Genomic DNA, 19,428 nt, shown 5'->3' with positions numbered 1-19,428 from the left:
GGTAAACGCTGGGGGGCAATAGCCGGCAGGTATCAATTGACACAAACGAATTATTAATTTATTAATTTCAAATCAAAGAAAGTATGAAAAGAAACACTTTGTCGAGGTGCAAATATCGGGCACCGCGACCCTTAAAAATTTTCAGAATTATGAGAATCACGACGTTCCTGCTTTTGGTCTGCATACTTAACAGTTATGCGGATAATACTTTTTCACAAAATGCAAGAGTCAGTATCAACCAAAAAAATGTTCAACTGGAAAAAGTCCTGAACGAGATAGAACATCAGACTGATTATCTGTTCATCTATAACAACCAGGTAAATGTAAACAAAAAGGTATCTTTAAAAGCCAAAAATCAACCAGTTGCAGAAGTTCTGAAAGAGTTGTTAGCTGATTCGGGTATCACATATTCTGTAGAAGGAAACCATATCGTACTTGGTAAACAGAATATGGCTGCTGCTCCGCAACAAAACAGTACTATCAAAGGGAAAGTTATCGATACGAATGGTGATGTCGTTATCGGTGCCAACATCGTTGAAAAAGGAACGACCAATGGTACTACGACAGATGTAGACGGACTCTTCTCGATCAATGCCCGGTCAGGCTCCACACTGGTAATCACGTTTATCGGCTATGTTAAACAGGAGGTAAAGGCGAATCCTAACAGGAGAATGGAAATTATCCTGCAGGAAGATGCAGAGACACTGGAAGAGGTGGTTGTTGTAGGATACGGTACAATGAAAAAAGCCGACTTGACAGGTTCCGTAGCAACTGTCGGTTCGGAAGTCATCGAAGACCGTCCGCTGACCAACCTGGGAGCCGGTCTGCAGGGTGCCATTGCCAACCTGAACATCACATCGTCCAACGGTGCACCGGGAACAGGTACATCATTCAATATTCGCGGTACAACCAACTTATCGGGCGGTGGTCCGCTGATCCTGGTCGACGGTATCGAAATGGACCCGAACCTGATTAATCCACAGGATGTAAAAGACGTTACCGTTTTGAAAGATGCCGCATCGGCTTCTATTTACGGAGCACGTGCAGCGTTCGGTGTGATCCTGATCACGACTAAAACAGGTTTCGTTTCACAAAAGCCGGTCGTTTCTTTAAGCGCCAACTACTCTATAAATGTCCCGACCGTTCATGCCAATTATATGAACTCGTTGGAGTATACCCAGTGGATGAACGATGCCAATACGACCAGTAACGGTAGTAACTATTTCGATGACATCACGATGCAGCATGTCAGAAACTATTACAATGATCCGGTCAATAATTCTCCGGTATTCCATCATCCGGACGATTCTCCCAGCAAATACCGTTATGCCGGTAATACAGACTGGTATGAAGCATTGAATAAGAAAAGCTATCCGATGCAGCAGTACAATATCAGCATACAGGGCGGTAGCGAAACTGCTAAATACATGACTTCAGCGGGTATGTTCCAGCAGGATGGTATTTCCAAATGGACGGATGAGGATTATAAACGCTTCAATGTATTGCAGCATGTGAATTACAAGGTGAATAACTGGTTGCAGTTAGGATTGAGAGCGACCCTGTCAATGGTAAAAATGAATACTGGTCCGCAGAATAAATACGGCAATAACTCTTTGGGAGCTACGATCCCGGGCGATAGCCGTCCTCTGATGCCTATTACTCATCCGGACGGACACTTTGCCGGTTATTGCGGCGACGGTTATTTCACTAATCAGGCTGCCTGGTTGTCGCAAGGTGGTAATGCCGAAATGAGAAATAATAATATGTATGCAACGGCCTTTGCAAAACTGAACCCGTTCGAAGGTCTGGAGATCAATGTGGACTATACATATAATTATTACAACTACTCTTTCAAGAATCATGTTCGCGAATACATCGATTATGATGCGGATGGAAATCCGGGGTCTATCTTCCCGCATACTTCACCGAACCAAGTATCGTATACCAAAAATGAATCACAATATGACGTGTTCAATGCATATGCCACTTATAAAAAGAAAATCAACGCTGTACATGCCTTCGAGGGAATGATCGGTTTCAACCAGGAAAATGCCACTTATAAAGGCGTTGGACTGAGCAGAAACAATCTGATTGCCAATGATATCCCATTCCTGAATCTGGCAACCGGTGACCGTTCGACCAGCGATTATATGAATCAGTGGGCTATACGCGGTGCTTTCTTCCGTCTGTTCTATGCTTACGACGATAAATACCTGGTACAGGTAAACGGACGTTACGACGGTTCTTCCCATTTCCCGAAAGACGATCGTTTCGCGTTCTTCCCTACATTCTCATTAGGATGGAGACTATCACAGGAGAAATTCTGGAAACCGATCTCCCATATCGTGAATGATTTCAAGATCAGAGGTTCTTACGGTGCGTTAGGAAACCAGGTATTAAGCCAGGGCGGTTACGCTTCTTATTATCCGTATATTTCCACCTATTCTACAGGCGAAGTAGGTTACCTGTTCAACGGAGAGAAACAGATGGGTGTATATGCTCCGGGATTGGTGAGCGACCAGCTAACCTGGGAAACAGTGAAGCAATGGGACTTAGGTTTCAACTTCTCTATGTTTGACAGCAAGCTGACCGGTGAATTTGACTATTATGTTCGTACAACGGAAGATATGTTGACCAAATCAAAAACATTACCTTCTATCCTGGGCGTATCAGAACCTCAAATGAATGCAGCCGACCTGAGAACAAAAGGCTGGGAAGTTGCTTTAACCTGGAAATCGGCATTACAAAACGGCCTTGCCTATAGTGCAACCGTGTCTTTATCGGACTATCAGGCAGAAATCACCAAATATGATAATCCGACAAAAAACTTGTCCGACAGTTATTATGAAGGGAAAAAGTTAGGAGAAATTTGGGGATTCGTCACAGAAGGTTTGTTCCAGTCAAATGAAGAAGCATCAGCATGGGATCAGTCGAAAGTTGTCGGTTATACCCAATATGCAGGTGATATAAAGTTCGCAGACCTGGATGGTGACGGTAAAATCACCAAAGGTGAAAACACTGCAAATAACTCGGGAGACATGAAGGTTATCGGTAATGAAACGCCGCGTTATAACTTTGGTATCCGTGGTACGGCTGAATATAAAGGCTTTGATTTCACATTGTTCTTCCAGGGAACCATGAAACGTGATATCATTCCATCTAAGACATTCTACCTGTCACATTATGGTTCTCAATGGTCTGTTCCTCAGAAAATGAATTATGACTATTGGAGAGAAGACAATCCAAATGCATTCTTCCCACGTGCACGTTTCAATGCTGATGCTGTCAATCAGAATCAAACACGCTTCATGCTGAATGGTGCTTACATTCGTTGTAAACAATTAGCTTTAGGTTATACGATTCCCAAGTTTATCACGGAAAAAGCAAAAATATCCAAGCTGAGAGTTTACTTTAATGCAGACAACTTGTTTGAATTCTCCGGAATGCCCGACACTTTCGATCCTGAATTGGCTACAGTAAACGCTTATCCATTTATCAGATCATTCTCATTCGGTGCAAACCTGACATTCTAAGATGGTACATTGTAGAATAAATAAATTAAAAACAGAATGAAAAAAGTATATTATATAGCAAGCTTGTCTTTATTACTTGGATTCTCTGCATGTAATAATGATTTTATGGACTTATATCCGGAAGATAAGATCAACGACGAGACCTATTGGAAAACAGAAAATGACCTGAAAAACTTTGCCAATCAGTTCTATACTACACTGGATAATACCGGTGCTTACGGCAACGACAATGCTTCCGACAACCAGGCACATCAGACAAAAGATGCTTTTATCTGGAGCGATTATACCATTCCTACAGCCGGAGGTGGCTGGGCAAAAAGCGATTGGGCTAATATCCGGAGCTGTAATTATTTTCTGAATCGTTATCATACGGTAGAAGGTATTCAGGAAAATATTAATAGGTATGTCGGTGAGATTTATTTCTTTAAAGCTAAATTTTATTATGAGAAAGTGCTTCGTTTCGGTGACGTGCCCTGGTTGACGACAGACCTGACCACTTCTTCAGAAGAATTGTATAATCCGCGAAATGACCGCGGGGTAGTTATCGATTCTATTTGTGCCAGCCTGGATAAAGCCAGTGCATGGTTGCCGGAAACGATGAACGACTCACGCCTTAGCAAATACGCGGCGTTGCTGTTAAAATCCAGAGTTTGTCTGTTTGAAGGAACCTGGAGAAAATATAGAAATCTTGAAAATGCGGATAAATATCTTCGTATGAGTGCGGAAGCTGCTGAAAAAATCATGAACAGCGGTAATTTCGATATCTACTCTACCGGTAATATTGAAGACGATTATCATGCGCTGTTCAACCAACAGGATTATACGAATAATAAAGAAGCCATATTCTTTGCCGCCTATGTGACGGATAAACGTATGAACAATCGTCCCCGTACTGTTCGTGAAGCTGGAACAGGTATGACTAAAGATTTTGTAGAATCATTCTTATGTAACGACGGTAAACCTATTGCATTGAGCAATCTTTATAAAGGAGATGCCAAGTTCATGGATGAGTTTGAAAACCGTGACCCGCGTTTGAAACAATGCGTTTACACTCCCGACCGTCCTATCGCCATATTGGCTGACGGTTCGGAAGAATATGAAAACTCTCCGGTCTTCAATAACCTGACATTCACCGGCTACCGCTTGTACAAGATGTATTCTCCGTTAGCAGAGGATAACGAATATATTAAATGTACGCTGGACGACCTGATCTACCGGTACGGTGAAGTTCTGCTGAACTACGCAGAAGCAAAAGCCGAACTGGGAGAATGCGACCAAACGGTTTTGGACAAAACGATCAATAAACTGCGTGACCGTGTCGGTATGAAACACCTGACGGTAAATGTAGGATTCACCGATCCGAACTGGCCGAAATGGGAAGTTGCCATCTCTCCGCTGCTGAATGAAATACGCCGTGAACGTCGTGTGGAACTGGCTTGTGAAGGTCTTCGCTGGAATGATTTATGCAGATGGAAAGCCGGTAAATTACTGGAAAACCAAAAGACTTATTTAGGTCCGCGTGATCCGGCAACAGGTGAATACCGTGTCCTTTATCCAGGTATGACACGTACCTGGTACGATCGTTTGTACTTGTATCCGATACCAACAGACGAGTTTACTTACAATCCGAACTTATTACCTCAAAATCCGGGTTGGGCAAATTAAAATGACCTCATTTGTAGGAGCGAGAAATATTTCGCTCCTACATCTTTTTTTATTATACTTGCATCGTAAAATATAAGTTCATCATGAAAAAAACATTTGCAGGATTACTGGCAGCCCTGTCGGTTCTTATATCCTGTTCTTCAAACGAAACAACAACAATTGTTACCCCGAATGCCCGCCAGCTGGCCTGGGCAGATGCAGAAATGGGTGTATTGATCCATTTTGACATGCCGGTTTACCAACCGGATTATAACTTCAGGAATTGGGGTACGCACCCGGATGCTTCAATCTTTAATCCGACAGAATTGAATACCGACCAATGGCTGGAAACCGCGCATAAACTGGGAGCCAAATATGCCGTCCTCGTAGCCAAGCATTGCAGCGGATTCAGCCTGTGGCCTACAGAGGCACATGACTACAGCATCAAACAATCTCCCTGGAAAAACGGTGAAGGTGATATCGTTGCCGACTTTATCGCTTCCTGTAAAAAATATAATATCAAACCGGGCATTTATGCCAGCACAACGGCAAACGGCTATCTATATGTTGATAATCCGGGAGTTGTGCAGGGAGGAGGCCCTGTCAGCCAGGAAGAATACAATAAAATCGTAACCCAGCAATTAACCGAGTTATGGAGTAATTACGGCGAACTGTTTGAAATATGGTTCGATGGGGGTGTATTGTCTAAAGAACAGGGAGGTGCCGATGTATTATCACTTGTACAGAAACTACAACCGAATGCAATTGCTTTTCAGGGTCCGTACGGACACCCTAACCTGGTCAGATGGGTTGGTAATGAGGAAGGTGTCGCACCTTATCCGTGCTGGGCTACAGCCGACTCGACTACGAATGCCGACGGAACTCGTGTGATCAACGGTCTGAACGGCGATCCTTCTGCCCCGTTCTGGTGTCCGGGAGAATCAGACTTCACCCTGCGCTGGAACCGCTCTTTCCAAGGCGGATGGTTCTGGACAGCCGGACAGGACAGCATGATGTTCACGATTCCCGAACTGCTTACCAAATACGAAACCAGTGTAGGCAGGAATACCAATATGCTGCTGGGTCTGGTTATCGATAACAAGGGCCTCATCCCCGAAGCCGATGTCCGCCAGGTGGAAATGCTAGGCAAAGAGATTGTCCGCCAATACGGAACTCCGTTTCAGCAAACATCCGGAACCGGCTCAGAGTATATCCTGTCGTTTGATAAACCGACCAGCATCAACCGCGTCATCCTGCAGGAGGACATCGCCAAAGGGGAACGTATCTTAAAATATTCCCTGAAAGGAAAAAAGAATAACGAATGGATCGACCTTGCTTCCGGATCATGCATCGGACATAAGCACATCGACCGTTTCGAACCTCAAACGCTCGACGCAATCAAATTAGTTGTAGACGAATCAAAAGCTGATCCCCAAATCATGAACTTTTCAGTTTTTGAAACTATCTGAACGACCTATCCGGAAAGTAACGGACATTTCCCGACTTCATCGAAATGTCTTTACCAATAGAGGTACGTCTAATTGAAATTAGAGGTAGGTGTAAATTAATTTACACCTACCTCTATTTAAAATAAGGATAGGACGAATTTTAGAAAAGAAGCTGACTTATCCATAAATCAAACGTTTTGATTATATATTATTTGTTTTATATTTGTATATCAAAACAGCAATATGCAGGATAATGAGACTAAAATAAAATGGCGCCAGTTTATCGCAGGGGATAACGACTCGTATAGTTGGTTGTATAATAAATATGTACAAACCTTATATCAGTACAGCTTTCGTTTTACCTCAAACCCTGAACTAATAAAAGATTGCATACAGGAAGTTTTTACTCAACTGTATAAAAACAGAGAGCGTCTCATCGTTCCCGATAATATTAAAGTATATTTGTTTGTTACCATAAAAAACTGTGTATTACGTGCTCTTTATAAAGAATCAATCTACGAAAGAAGTACGATGGAACAAGTTCCGTTCTTACTCGAACCCACAGTGGAGGATGAGTTCATCAATAATGAACAATACAATAATCAACAAAAGAAAGTCAAAGAGATTCTCTCCATACTGACTCCCCGTCAAAAAGAGATCATATACTATCGGTTTATTCAAGAAATGAGTATGGAAGAGATATGTATATTAATGGATATGAATTATCAGTCTGCACAAAACCTGATACAACGATCATTGAAAAAAATCAGACAAAATTATAGCGATACAGGATTATTCCTTTTATTACTTTACCTATCAATGAAATAGTACAACAAAAAACGACTCTTTCAAAAAAAATACTCTTTAGTGAGTATAAAATAGGCAACAACGTCTCCTTATATAAAATCCTTCTTTATATAAATGAGAAAAGATTATACAAAATATAAAGCAGACGAGTTACTGAACGACGATTATTTCCTGCAATCGGAATTATATCCGACAGAAAAAGACCGAAAGTTCTGGCATAAACTTCAGCAAGCTGACAACGCTCTTGCCGAAGAGATCGAATCTGCTCGTTTTTTCTTAAAAAGTATAAAAAGGACATCCTGTAATTCAACTCTATCGATCAACGATGAAAAAGAATTATGGAAACGCATACAAACAGCCAATACGTTATACGATAGACACAAAAAGAAGATTCATTTCCTGAAAATAGCGGTTTCTGTAGCAGCCTCCTTGCTGATAATCTCCGCTTATGGATGGCATACTTTATACAATCAGGAACAAGCGATCGATTATGAAGCCATGATAAGTTCCATTCCGCAAACCGACAATCCGTCGGAAAACGTTCAACTGATCCTTTCAAAAGAAAAAAAGATATCTATTGAAGGGAAAGACACCCAATTGGAATATACAAAGGAAGGAAATATCAACGTAAACTCGGAAGAAGTAAACATTGAAAAAGAAGACATAAAAGAAGAAAAAGTTCAATCATTCAATCAATTAATTGTCCCGATAGGAAAACGTTCTTCCATTACATTCACAGATGGAAGTAAAATGTGGGTAAACGCTGGCTCAAAAGTGATTTATCCCGCTCAATTTACTGCCGACAGCCGGGAAATATTCGTAGAGGGAGAAATCTATCTGGACATTGTACACGATGAAAAAAGACCTTTTATCGTAAAAACCAAAAAAATGGAGGTCAGAGACCTGGGAACCCAGTTTTGTGTCTCTGCCTACGATAATGAAACAAGCAGTCATGTTGTATTGGTAAAAGGAAAAGTTGAAATAGAAACAAAAGGAAAAAGGAAAAATACATTAAGTCCTAATCAGTTGTTCCTATATGACAACAAGAGTGATGAAGAATCCGTGTACCACGTAAATACACAAGATTATGTTGCCTGGAAAGACGGATATTATCAGTTCAATCACCAGAAGCTGGATATTGTTCTTGAGAAGCTCTGCAAATACTATGGGATTAAAATCCATTGGGACGAAAAAGTCAGTGAACTCACTTGTAGCGGAAAACTGGATTTGAAGGAAACACCCGAGAAAGTACTCAGTGCACTTCAGAATGCCGCCCCGATCAAAGTCGAGCAAACAGGCGAACAGATTTATATTATTGTCAAACATTAAAACTCACAAAATTATGGGACCTTAGATTTAGAGGGATAAAATTTTAGAAATTTCCCCTCACTAGTAATTTACATGCATTAAACCGTATTATAAACTTAAATCGTTACACAACATGAATGAGAACACCAGGTTTACTCAAAGGAAAATCCAATCCAAAAGACTAATACGTGTCATGAAGTTTTTTTTACTTTTTGCGTTTTTAACAGCAGGATCATGTTTTGCCTCAGAGATATATTCTCAAGAGACATCATTCTCCATGAACTACGAAAACAAAACGGTTAAAGAAGTTATTAATGAAATAGAAAACAACAGCGAGTTTATCTTCTTTTACCTAGACAAGTCAATTGATCTGAACCGTAAAGTATCTATAAATGTAAAAGATCAGAAAATAGATACTATCCTTAATCAATTATTTTTCGGTACGGAAAATAATTACTCCATATCTGACCGTCAGATAATCATTTCCCGAAAAGAGACACCTGTAAACACTGAAACAAAACAGAAAGACACTCGTACAATTTCAGGTACCGTAAGAGATAACATGGGACCGGTTACCGGCGCTAATATCGTTATCAAAGGAACTACAAACGGAACAATCAGTGATCTGGATGGGAAGTTTACATTGGAAAATGTTCCGGCAAACGCTATCCTGCAAATTTCTTATATCGGTTATCTTCCGCAAGAAATTACAGTCGGCAGCCAATCTTCCTATAATATCATGCTGAAAGAAGACAGCCAGTCACTCGACGAAGTTGTAGTCGTAGGTTACGGTACAGTTCGTAAAGCCGATTTAGCAGGTTCCGTAGCCGTTTTGGATAATAAAGCATTTAAAGATCAACCGATCACCCAGGTATCAGATGCTTTGCAGGGTCGGGTATCGGGTGTTCAGGTACAGAACAGCGGCGTGCCGGGAGGAACCGTTAAGATTCGTGTTCGCGGCTCCGGCTCTATTAATCGCAGCAATGATCCGTTGTATGTAATCGACGGTATTGTGCGTGAAAGCGGTCTGACAGGATTGAATCCGGAAGACATTCAGTCTATGCAAATCTTAAAGGATGCGTCTTCAACTGCCATCTACGGTTCCCGTGGTGCAAATGGTGTCGTTCTGATCACGACAAAAACCGGTAAAGCGAATGTCCGTCAGATTATGTTCGATGCACAGATCGGTATAGGTACCGTAGCCAAACGTTACGAAACACTCAGTCCATATGAGTTTGCTACATTATATAACACATATCGGAAAGATACATTCTCTCCGGAACAGTTGTCTGCATTCCAAAACGGAACAGCCGGTACAGATTGGCTGGACGAAATCTTTCAAAATGGTATCACACAGGATTATAAACTGACTCTTTCAGGAGGTAGCGATAAAATCCAGTACATTGTTTCCGGTAACTATGCCGGTCAGGAAGGTGTCGTAAAGGAAAATACAAACAAACGCTACCAGGCACGTGCCAATATCACTTCGCAGCTGACAGACTGGTTACATCTGACAGCCGACGTGAATGCTTCTCATAATGTGAAGAAAAGTGCAGATTTCAGTGCAGCAAAAGGTAACATTGTCAATATCGCAATGAATTATGCACCGGTACTTGGCATCATGAATGAAGACGGTACCTATATACGTGACCCGTACAGTGCTATTACACAGTTAAATCCGGTTGGTCTGCTTAATGAACAAATAGGAGAGTCGATGAGAGATATCGTCAATGCTCATATCGATTTAAAATTCAACATTCTTCCTGGTCTGACTTTTACTACCAGTAATGGTATCGATTACAACGACGTGAAAAATTACTCTTTCGCAACAACAAAGGTGTCCAGTTCAAGCAGTATGGGAAACAATGATGCGTATCGTATGACTTTACAAACGACAAACAACCTGACTTATAATGGGAAATGGGGTGACCATGCTCTGACTGCCACAGCCGTTTATGAAGCTACACAATCCGAATACCGTTATATGGATATCAGTGGAAATAATCTGATGACCGAAAGTGTCGGATGGTGGAACGCAGAAATGGCTGGTACCCGCAATGCGAAAAATGATTATTCAAAATGGGCGCTGATGTCCGGTGTAGGCCGCGTAATGTATAACTATAAAGACCGCTATATGCTGACCGGAACGATTCGTGCGGACGGTTCATCAAAGTTTTTTAACGACAAATGGGGTTGGTTTCCCTCTATTGCTGCCGCCTGGTCAATGGGTAATGAAGACTTTATGCAACATCAGAATATTATACAAGACCTCAAAATTCGAGCCAGCTACGGTTTAATCGGCAGTCAGGCCATTGACCCGTATGAAACATTGGGACTGATGTCTCAAGCCATGTATGCATTCGGAGGAAATGCCTATTACACAGGCTATTGGATTGGACAAACTGTCGCAACTCCGGATCTGTCGTGGGAAACAACCCACCAATTCGACTTAGGTTTGGACTTTTCTATTTTGAATCGCAGATTGAACGTTTCTTTCGACTATTTTGACAAACGAACAAAAGACGGTCTGTTAAAACGGACAATTCCGAATTATGACGGTGGAGGTTCCTATTGGGTGAATGCGGCAGAGATCAGTAATCGAGGTATTGACTTTTCTATCAATGCAAATATTTTCGAAGGCTCGGATTTCAGTTGGAACACGACCTTCAACGGCACTTATCTAAAGAATGAAGTAAAAGATCTGGCGGGTCTGGACTTTATCCAGGGAGCAAATATTGCTAGCGGAATGTTTTCAACAGACGGCGTTACCCGTATAACAGTAGGGCAACCGATCGGTGCATTCTACGGCTATGAATGGACTGGATTGGATGCTGCAGGTAATGATTCATTTGTCGATCGGAACAAGGATGGTATAATCGACAGTAAAGATCGTACCTTTATCGGCAAAGCCACTCCTGACTTTACTTTGGGCTGGAATAACAGCTTGCATTGGAAAAACTGGGACTTGAACGTGTTCTTTACCGGTTCATTCGGAGCAGAACGTTTCAATATGGTACGTTATACCGGAACATCCATGACTGGCGACTTTGCCTTCATCACATTAAAAGAGTATCTGAATGATAATTTCGATACAAAAGGACAATCGGCCCGCTATCCTTCTGTAAATGTTAAAGGAAATAATTATCAGGCAGCGGCAACCTCTACCAAGTATTTGGAATCAGCCAATTATTTCCGTCTGGATAATATCAGCCTATCGTACAACCTACCGAAAGCTGTATCCAAATTTGCCGATCTTCGTTTTACATTCAGTTGTCAGAATTTATTCACTATAACCAGTTATAAAGGAATGGATCCGGCCGGTATTTCATTTGTGGATACAGGTACAGGTAGTGTAGATGTAAACGACGGTATCGACCTGGGGGCTTATCCGTTGACTCGTTCATATACATTCGGAGTTCGCATGAATTTCTAATATTAAATAAAGAATAATTATCATGAAAGCGAAATATATATTATATACTTTAGGCATAGCCTTGTTGTCAAGCTCATGTAGTGATTTTCTCGACGAAGATCCAAAAGGTAAACTGACACCGGGAACTTTCTTCTCTACACAGGAGGAACTAACAATGGCAACCTATGCATTGTATAAGAATGTCTGTCTGACACAGACCAACACTAACCCTACAATTCCTTCCTGGTTGGGTGACGACGTAACCGCTAATCCCGGCAGTAATAAACAAGCTTATGCAGAAGTAGACGCATTCCGTGGCTCAGACGCCAATAAGGGGGTAGAAGCTGCATGGTCTACCTCTTACGTCGTGATCAAGGCGGCCAATTATATCATCGAAAATGGGGCTAAAACACCTACGACACAAGAGGAAATAAATATTGCATTAGGTCAGGCCAAATATTGGCGTGCAGTACATTATTTCTGGTTGGTTCGTCGTTGGGGAGCCATTCCTCTGATTTTGGACACCGAAGTTAACTACGAACGTCCTTTAGCCAATATTCAAGATGTATATGACCAGATTGTCAAAGATTTACAAGACTGTGTTGCTACACTTCCGACCGACTATTCCAAACCTCCCCAGAAATTCCAGGGAGCCAACATCTTCATTACCAAACAGGCAGCTCAGGCTACACTAGCAGCCGTCTATATGGCTATGGCAGGATGGCCTTTAAAACAGACACAATATTATGCTTCGGCAGCAGAACAGGCAAAAGCAGTTATTGATGGTGTTAATAGCGGAGCGTATGAATATATTCTGGAGCCGGAATATAAATATGTATATGCTCCAAGCCATAATTATACAAATGAAACAGTTGTCGGTATCAATTTCTCAAGTGCAGTAGGAACATGGTCTGAAGATTCACAAATGACAAATAGCCACTTATTCGAATCACTTACCGGGTGGGGTGATGCACTGGGCGAAATAAAATTCTGGAAAGAATTCCCTGCCGGTCCGAGAAAAGATGCAACCTATAACCCGAAAATTCTGGAAGGGAATAAAGAAGGGGGTAAGTTGCTGGATTGGTGGGACGAAAGTATACCCGAACAGCAGCCTATGTTCTGTGCATTTACCATCAGTGAAGACGGTGGAGACTACGATTATACAAAGCCTGCCAATACTTCTTTAATGACCAACGATCATCGCCATCGCCTGATCCGCTATTCGGAAGTATTGTTATGGTATGCCGAAGCACAGGCTCGTGCTGAAGGTGCACCGAACGCAATGGCTTACGAATGTATAAACCAGGTACGTGAACGAGCTGGCCTGGAGCCACTACAATCAGGTATGAATGGAGAAACATTTGCCAATGCAGCCTTGAAAGAACATGGTTGGGAAGTTGCCGGCTACTTTGTCGCTTTAGTAACACGCCGCGATGATCAGATGCGTATGGAATTGCTGGAACAATCATTCAATGAACGTAAAGCCAATGCGGCTATCGAAGTTGCTCCGGGTATTATGCGGAAAGAAAAGGTGGAATTACCGGCTTCTCTAATCTGGCAGGGTGAAAAATCTATTTATCTGCCGTATCCGGCATCCGATGCCCAGCTGAATTCGAACCTGACTCGATGAATTGCTCCTTCAAATAAGGTATTAGTCAAAAGTGTGTTTCTAAGGCTTATGCCTTGTTGGGAACTGTCCCGGGAGCAATCCCGGACAGTTCTTTACTCTCTCAAATTCACTCTATTTTTAGTATACTTAATAACAAATCAAAGTTGCGATACCATGAATTCTAAACTTCTATCAGCATTATTGTTATGTGCAACTCCTCTTTTAGGCCAAGAGGTTCACATGAAGTCTGTAACAGAGAAAATTCCGACCTACCAGATCGGTGCCCCGGAAATCGATCCTATCTTCTTTACCGGTCGTGTTTATCAAGGAGCGGAAGGATATATTTATCCTTATCCCCTTTACGATGTCCTGACGGAAAAGCAAGTCGAGCAGGACTACAATGTACTCCGGCTGGACAATCAGTATGTCGACATCGCCATTCTTCCCGAAATCGGTGGCCGTATCTTTGCCGCCTCCGACAAAACCAACGATTATCCTTTCTTTTATACACAAACGGGCGTAAAACCAGCCTTGATCGGCATGTTAGGAGCCTGGCTTTCGGGAGGTGTCGAATGGAATATCCCCGACCATCACCGTGCCAGCAGTTACATGCCTATCAACTGGACAATGAAAGAAAATGAAGACGGAAGCAAGACAATCTGGGTGGGAGAGACGGAATTACGTCACCGGCTGAAATGGTCGGTAGGTGTATCGGTATATCCCAACCGTTCCTGGGTGGAAGCAAAAATCAAAGTGATCAACCCGACCCCGATGATCCAGTCGATGTTGTACTGGGCTAATGTATCCGTACATTGCAATGATCAGTATCAGGTCATCTTCCCGCCTGATGTACAATTCGGAGCCGACCACCACAAAGTCTATTTCACCGACTGGCCAGTCGGAGAAGCAAACCTCGGCAGTGGAGAAAATGCCGATTTATCCTGGTGGAAGAATTTCACGGGTAACTCCCGCTCTATATTCGCCTGGGGAAGCGAAATGTCTTTCCTTGCCGGTTACGACTATGGAAAAGATGCAGGAACAGTACATGTAGCCAACCGCCATGTCGTACCCGGAAAGAAGTTCTTCTTATGGGGAAACAACGCGAACGGCGAAATGTGGAACAAAATATTATCTGATAAAGATGGCCATTACCTGGAACTGATGGTAGGTGGCTACTCAGACAACCAACCGGATTACAGCTGGATCAATCCGGGAGAAATCCGCGAATTCAACCAGATATGGTACCCGATCAAAGGAATCAAAGGGGTGAAGAATGCAACGGAAGATGCAGCTGTCAACTTTGAACCGGAACAGGGTAATAACTATCGGATCGGTTATTGCGCGACCACCGCATACAAGAACGCACGGGTAATTGTAAAATATAAAGATCAGACACTAATGGACAAACAGATCGACATCGACCCGGATAATTACTTCCTGGATAAAGTATCTGTACCCGATATTTCCGATCCGTCAGCCCTGTACACGGCTCTTTATGATACCGAGGGCAACCTGCTGGTCGATTATCGTCCGATCGTGAAGGAAGAAAAACCATTACCGAAAGTTATCGACGGCACCCGCCCGGTCAAAGAATATAAGACAAACGAAGAGCTTTACCTGGCCGGACTCCGTGTCGACCAGTTCAACAATGCCCGCCTGGATTATACGGACTTCTACAACGAAGCCCTGTTGCGCGACTCGATGGATGCACGCGTCAATATAGAAGTCGGGAAACATTATATCCGGCAGGGGAAATGGGACAAGGCTGAACAACATCTGCTACGCGCCCAGGCCCGTCTGTCGCACGACTACACAACGGTGAAAAACACGGAAGCACTTTATTATCTCGGTTATGTATATCAGATGACCGGCAATATAGGCAAAGCGACCGACGCTTACTGGGCTGCTACCTGGACTCCCGAATACAAACATCGTTCCTTCTATGAACTGGCAGTCCTGGCTGTGAAAGACAAGGATTACAAACGAGCAATGGATATGATCACCCAGTCGCTTTACGTAGGTGGACGCGATCTGCAGGCACTTACCCTGAAGGCCTATATTCTCCGGATGCAGGGGAAGAAAGCCGAAGCGCAGGAAACCATCCGTTATATCCAGCAGATCGACCCGCTGGATTACTGGAGTGCCGCCGAAGCCAGCTTGTCCGCCTCACAAGGTGCTTCTTTCCTGAAAACAGGAACGAATCACAATAGCAAAGGCATTATTGCCGTTCAGGAGCTATTGGAGGTAGTAACCAATTACATGACTATCGGAGCGACCAAAGATGCCCTGGCATTGTTGGATGGTGCCATTGCCATAGGCGAACCTTATGCCTCTTATCCGTTGATGTATTATTACAAAGCCTATAATCTGCAGAAAGAAAACAATCAAGCAGAGGCTACAAGTTGTATGGAAAAGGCTAAACAGCTCTCCCCGCTGAATAATTATCCTTTCCGCCTGGAAGAGATCGGTATGTTTGAAGATTTGTTGAAAACAAGCCCGGACGATCCGTATCTTCAGTATCACTTAGGAAATTTACTTTACTATCTGGGGCAAAAAGAAAGCGGTTTGGATCATTGGAAACTTTCGGCAGACCTCAACCCCTCGTTCGCCATTGCTTGCCGGAATGTCGGATTCGGTTACGGACGTTTGAACGAGCTGGATAATGCCATAAAATATTATGACCTGGCAATCCAGGCGAACCCGAACGATCCTCTCCTGCTGACAGAATCGGATAAAATCTGTGAACAAGCCAACATCGCAGAAGCACAACGGTTGAAACGATTGGAAGCACATCTGAAAACAGTCATGAAGCATGATGATGCCGTCATGCGCCTGCTCACATTATACAACGCAGCCGGTCAGTACGACAAAGCGATAAAGATTCTCGACAACCGGCATTTCCATCTGTGGGAAGGCGGCGGACAGGTTCACGACATCTATGTGGATTCGCATATGCTGAAAGGTATGAAACTCCTGAAAGGCAAACGCTATAAAGAAGCTATCCGCGAATTCGACCTGGCCAACCAATATCCGGTCAATCTCGAAGTAGCTCCTTCACCTGGAGGCGGATATGAAGCGAAAGTTTATTACTTGTCCGGAGTAGCCTACGAAGCTATGAATCAGGCAGACAAGGCTCGGGAGTGCTTTGAGAAATCAGCCGATACAGAATTCAGGAATCGTCTGACAGACTTGAATTACTACAAAGTGAAATCTCTCAGGAAGCTGAATAAGAACAAAGAAGCAGACGCAGCCCTGTCGGAGATACAAAAAAGCCTGGAACGTATGCAGGAAAACCTGATGGACTCGTATGCCAAGTTCGGAGAAGCGAATCAGAACGTACAGCAAAGTAATATCCTGTATTATTCGGGGTTGATACATCTGTTAGAAAATAAGCCGGCTGCAGCAAACGCCGAATTCAAGCAGGCCATCGAACTATATCCCGGAAATATATGGGCTAAACTGATGAACGAGGAGGCTTTCCGGTTATAAATAATTCATTGTTTTCACAAATCAACTATCATACTATCATTATTCGATATAATCAATTGTATATCAATAATATATAGTATGATAGTTATTGTTTTTTACTATCACTCAACCATCATAACACTGTTATTTAACTCCATTTTAACACTTTAATCGCATTTTTCCTCTCTAAAAGTGCCTCCAAGTGACTGTTTTATGGCTTACATCTTGCTGTTGCTGTTTTGCTGTGACTTACTACCTTTTTTGAGAAGACACAGGACCTATCTTCACCGGAATACTGACTTTTTGTTGCCAAAACCCCCATTTTAGCGGTATTTAGACCCGGATCTGAACGATGCCGACACCCGGATCTCGACACTATCAACACCCGGGTGTCAAACGACTAAAGTAACTATCTAATTGATAATAAGACCTATACTTCGTAAAAATAGATAGGCATCTATCTTGTTTTAAGATAGGGAAATGATAGTTGATGATGGTTCAATGATAGTTAAAAAGAGATACTATCATTATATATACAATTAATATACAGCTATTTACATATAACAATGATAGTATGATGGTTGTTATATATATCATATAGTATTATTTCTGCTAATAATATATGTATTTATATCATACTATCAACATATGTGTATTTTATAATATTTTTCATTACATTTACATCGGATATAGAATATGTCATGGAAAATACAACGGATTTAAAAGCATTCAATCAATTATTTACGGATTATCAAGGCCGGTTTATTCGTTTTGCTAATACGTATGTAAGAGATATAGCTGTTGCTGAAGACTTTACGATCGAGGCTTTGATGTATTATTGGGAGAACCGCCATTCGCTGGAAGATAATTCGAATGTTCCCGCTTATATCCTTACCATTATTAAAAACAAATGCCTGAACTATTTGCAGCACCTGCAGGTAAGGGAAGATGTAAATGAACATTTACTGAATCATGCCGAATGGGAACTGAATACCCGGATATCGACTTTGGAGGCCTGTGATCCCGGCGAACTATTTACTGCCGAAGCACAGGAAATAGTCAATAAAACCCTGGCCGGTTTACCGGAACAGACCAGGATCGTATTTATCATGAGTCGTTACGAAAACAAATCTCATAAAGCGATTGCGGAAACGCTGGGAATAACCACTAAAGGTGTCGAGTATCATATTTCCAAAGCCTTGAAAAAGCTACATACCAGCCTGAAAGATTATTATCCGGTTTTCCTGTATCTATTTTATATAAATTAGTTGTTACAGTTCTTTTTCGAGGATTAACCGGTGGCGGCACTGAATGCCATTTTCCCAGATCGGTTCCGGATAATTACGTACGAAATAATCACGGTCCAACTCTTTCAGGTCAAAACCTTCCTGCTGGTACAACATCATGGGACCGGGAGCAGAAGTACCGGTACAGACTTTCAACAGAGTGATCCGGTTCGGTCGCGCCCATTCATCAAAGACAAAGCGAAGCAAACGGCGTGCAATACCTCTCCGCTGGAAAGACTCATCTACGGCAACGTTCAATACTTCTGCCTCGTTTACAGACTGTTTCTGAACGACAATCACTCCTACGGCTTGCCCTTCATACAAAGCGACAAAACAATCAGATGTTTTCAGGTAACTATCTACCAACTCACGGTTCGGATCCGCCAACAGAAGCAAATCATAAGGATAATCTATCGCTTGTTCAATACGTATCTCCATATCAGGCAATTATTTCTACAATATTTCCGTCAGGATCAGCAATGGATCCCTCATAAAAACCATCTCCCGTCATTCGTGGTTCACCGAGAACTGTGTAACCATTTTCACGAAACAGTTCTATCATACTATCTACTTTTTCCTTTGAACCGACAGAGAAAGCAAAGTGGGCAAGACCTATAAAAAATCCATTCCTCTCTTCTGTAACATCTGTCCGTTGCATAATTTCCAGGGAAGCACCTCCCTCAAAAGTCACAAAATAAGAAGCAAACCCTTTCCTGGGATTCACGTATTTTTCATTGCTTTTCCCATTAAAATACGTTGTATAAAATTCGCGGGAACGTTCTAATTCATTCGTCCAGATTGCTATATGAGTCAATTGCATATGATAATAAATGATTGGTGAAATACAAAGATAGGCAAAAAAGCCCGGACAGACATAACATCTATCCGGGCCTTTATAAAGATCAGAATAATA

11 protein-coding genes are annotated in these 19,428 nt (G+C 42.3%); 9 read left to right on the top strand and 2 right to left on the bottom strand.

Annotation, left to right across the window (positions count from 1 at the left end; translation table 11 throughout):
- Positions 1-149: 149 nt before the first annotated feature.
- From DXD68_RS17085 to DXD68_RS17045, 9 genes are all read left to right on the top strand, one after another.
- Positions 150-3,533: a TonB-dependent receptor gene (locus DXD68_RS17085; RefSeq protein WP_122362740.1), complete on the top strand. Its 3,384-nt coding sequence runs from the start codon at positions 150-152 to the stop codon at positions 3,531-3,533.
- A gap of 36 nt (positions 3,534-3,569) precedes the next feature.
- Positions 3,570-5,198 (top strand): RagB/SusD family nutrient uptake outer membrane protein, encoded by a 1,629-nt coding sequence (locus tag DXD68_RS17080; RefSeq protein WP_122362739.1) that lies wholly within the window; start codon positions 3,570-3,572, stop codon positions 5,196-5,198.
- Positions 5,199-5,281: 83 nt separating this feature from the next.
- Positions 5,282-6,646: an alpha-L-fucosidase gene (locus DXD68_RS17075; RefSeq protein ID WP_122362738.1), complete on the top strand. Its 1,365-nt coding sequence runs from the start codon at positions 5,282-5,284 to the stop codon at positions 6,644-6,646.
- Between the two features lie 222 nt (positions 6,647-6,868).
- Positions 6,869-7,453 (top strand): RNA polymerase sigma factor, encoded by a 585-nt coding sequence (locus DXD68_RS17070; RefSeq protein ID WP_122362737.1) that lies wholly within the window; start codon positions 6,869-6,871, stop codon positions 7,451-7,453.
- Positions 7,454-7,546: 93 nt separating this feature from the next.
- The gene (locus tag DXD68_RS17065) at positions 7,547-8,761 is read left to right on the top strand and encodes a FecR family protein (protein ID WP_122362736.1); all 1,215 of its coding nucleotides are present in this window, start codon (positions 7,547-7,549) and stop codon (positions 8,759-8,761) included.
- 112 nt (positions 8,762-8,873) lie between these two features.
- Positions 8,874-12,173, top strand: a complete 3,300-nt coding sequence (locus DXD68_RS17060) for a TonB-dependent receptor (RefSeq protein WP_122362735.1) — start codon at positions 8,874-8,876, stop codon at positions 12,171-12,173.
- Positions 12,174-12,195: 22 nt separating this feature from the next.
- A complete protein-coding gene (locus tag DXD68_RS17055) occupies positions 12,196-13,782 on the top strand; it encodes a RagB/SusD family nutrient uptake outer membrane protein (RefSeq protein WP_122362734.1) in 1,587 nt (528 codons plus the stop codon).
- A 153-nt stretch (positions 13,783-13,935) separates the two neighbouring features.
- Complete coding sequence (locus DXD68_RS17050) at positions 13,936-17,250, top strand: DUF5107 domain-containing protein (RefSeq protein ID WP_122362733.1); 3,315 nt, start codon at positions 13,936-13,938, stop codon at positions 17,248-17,250.
- 680 nt (positions 17,251-17,930) lie between these two features.
- The gene (locus DXD68_RS17045) at positions 17,931-18,497 is read left to right on the top strand and encodes an RNA polymerase sigma-70 factor (RefSeq protein ID WP_122362914.1); all 567 of its coding nucleotides are present in this window, start codon (positions 17,931-17,933) and stop codon (positions 18,495-18,497) included.
- Positions 18,498-18,500: 3 nt separating this feature from the next.
- Here DXD68_RS17045 and DXD68_RS17040 read toward each other — a convergent pair whose 3' ends face one another.
- Together DXD68_RS17040 and DXD68_RS17035 are read right to left on the bottom strand one after the other, a co-directional pair.
- Positions 18,501-18,953, bottom strand: coding sequence for a GNAT family N-acetyltransferase (locus tag DXD68_RS17040; protein ID WP_122362732.1), 453 nt, complete (start codon positions 18,951-18,953; stop codon positions 18,501-18,503).
- Between the two features lies 1 nt (position 18,954).
- A complete protein-coding gene (locus tag DXD68_RS17035) occupies positions 18,955-19,335 on the bottom strand; it encodes a VOC family protein (protein ID WP_122362731.1) in 381 nt (126 codons plus the stop codon).
- Between the last annotated feature and the right edge of the window lie 93 nt (positions 19,336-19,428).

Source organism: Parabacteroides sp. TM07-1AC (genome assembly GCF_003480915.1).
In the GTDB taxonomy this organism is placed as follows: Bacteria; Bacteroidota; Bacteroidia; order Bacteroidales; family Tannerellaceae; genus Parabacteroides; species Parabacteroides chongii.
This window is presented reverse-complemented; position numbering and strand designations above follow the sequence as displayed.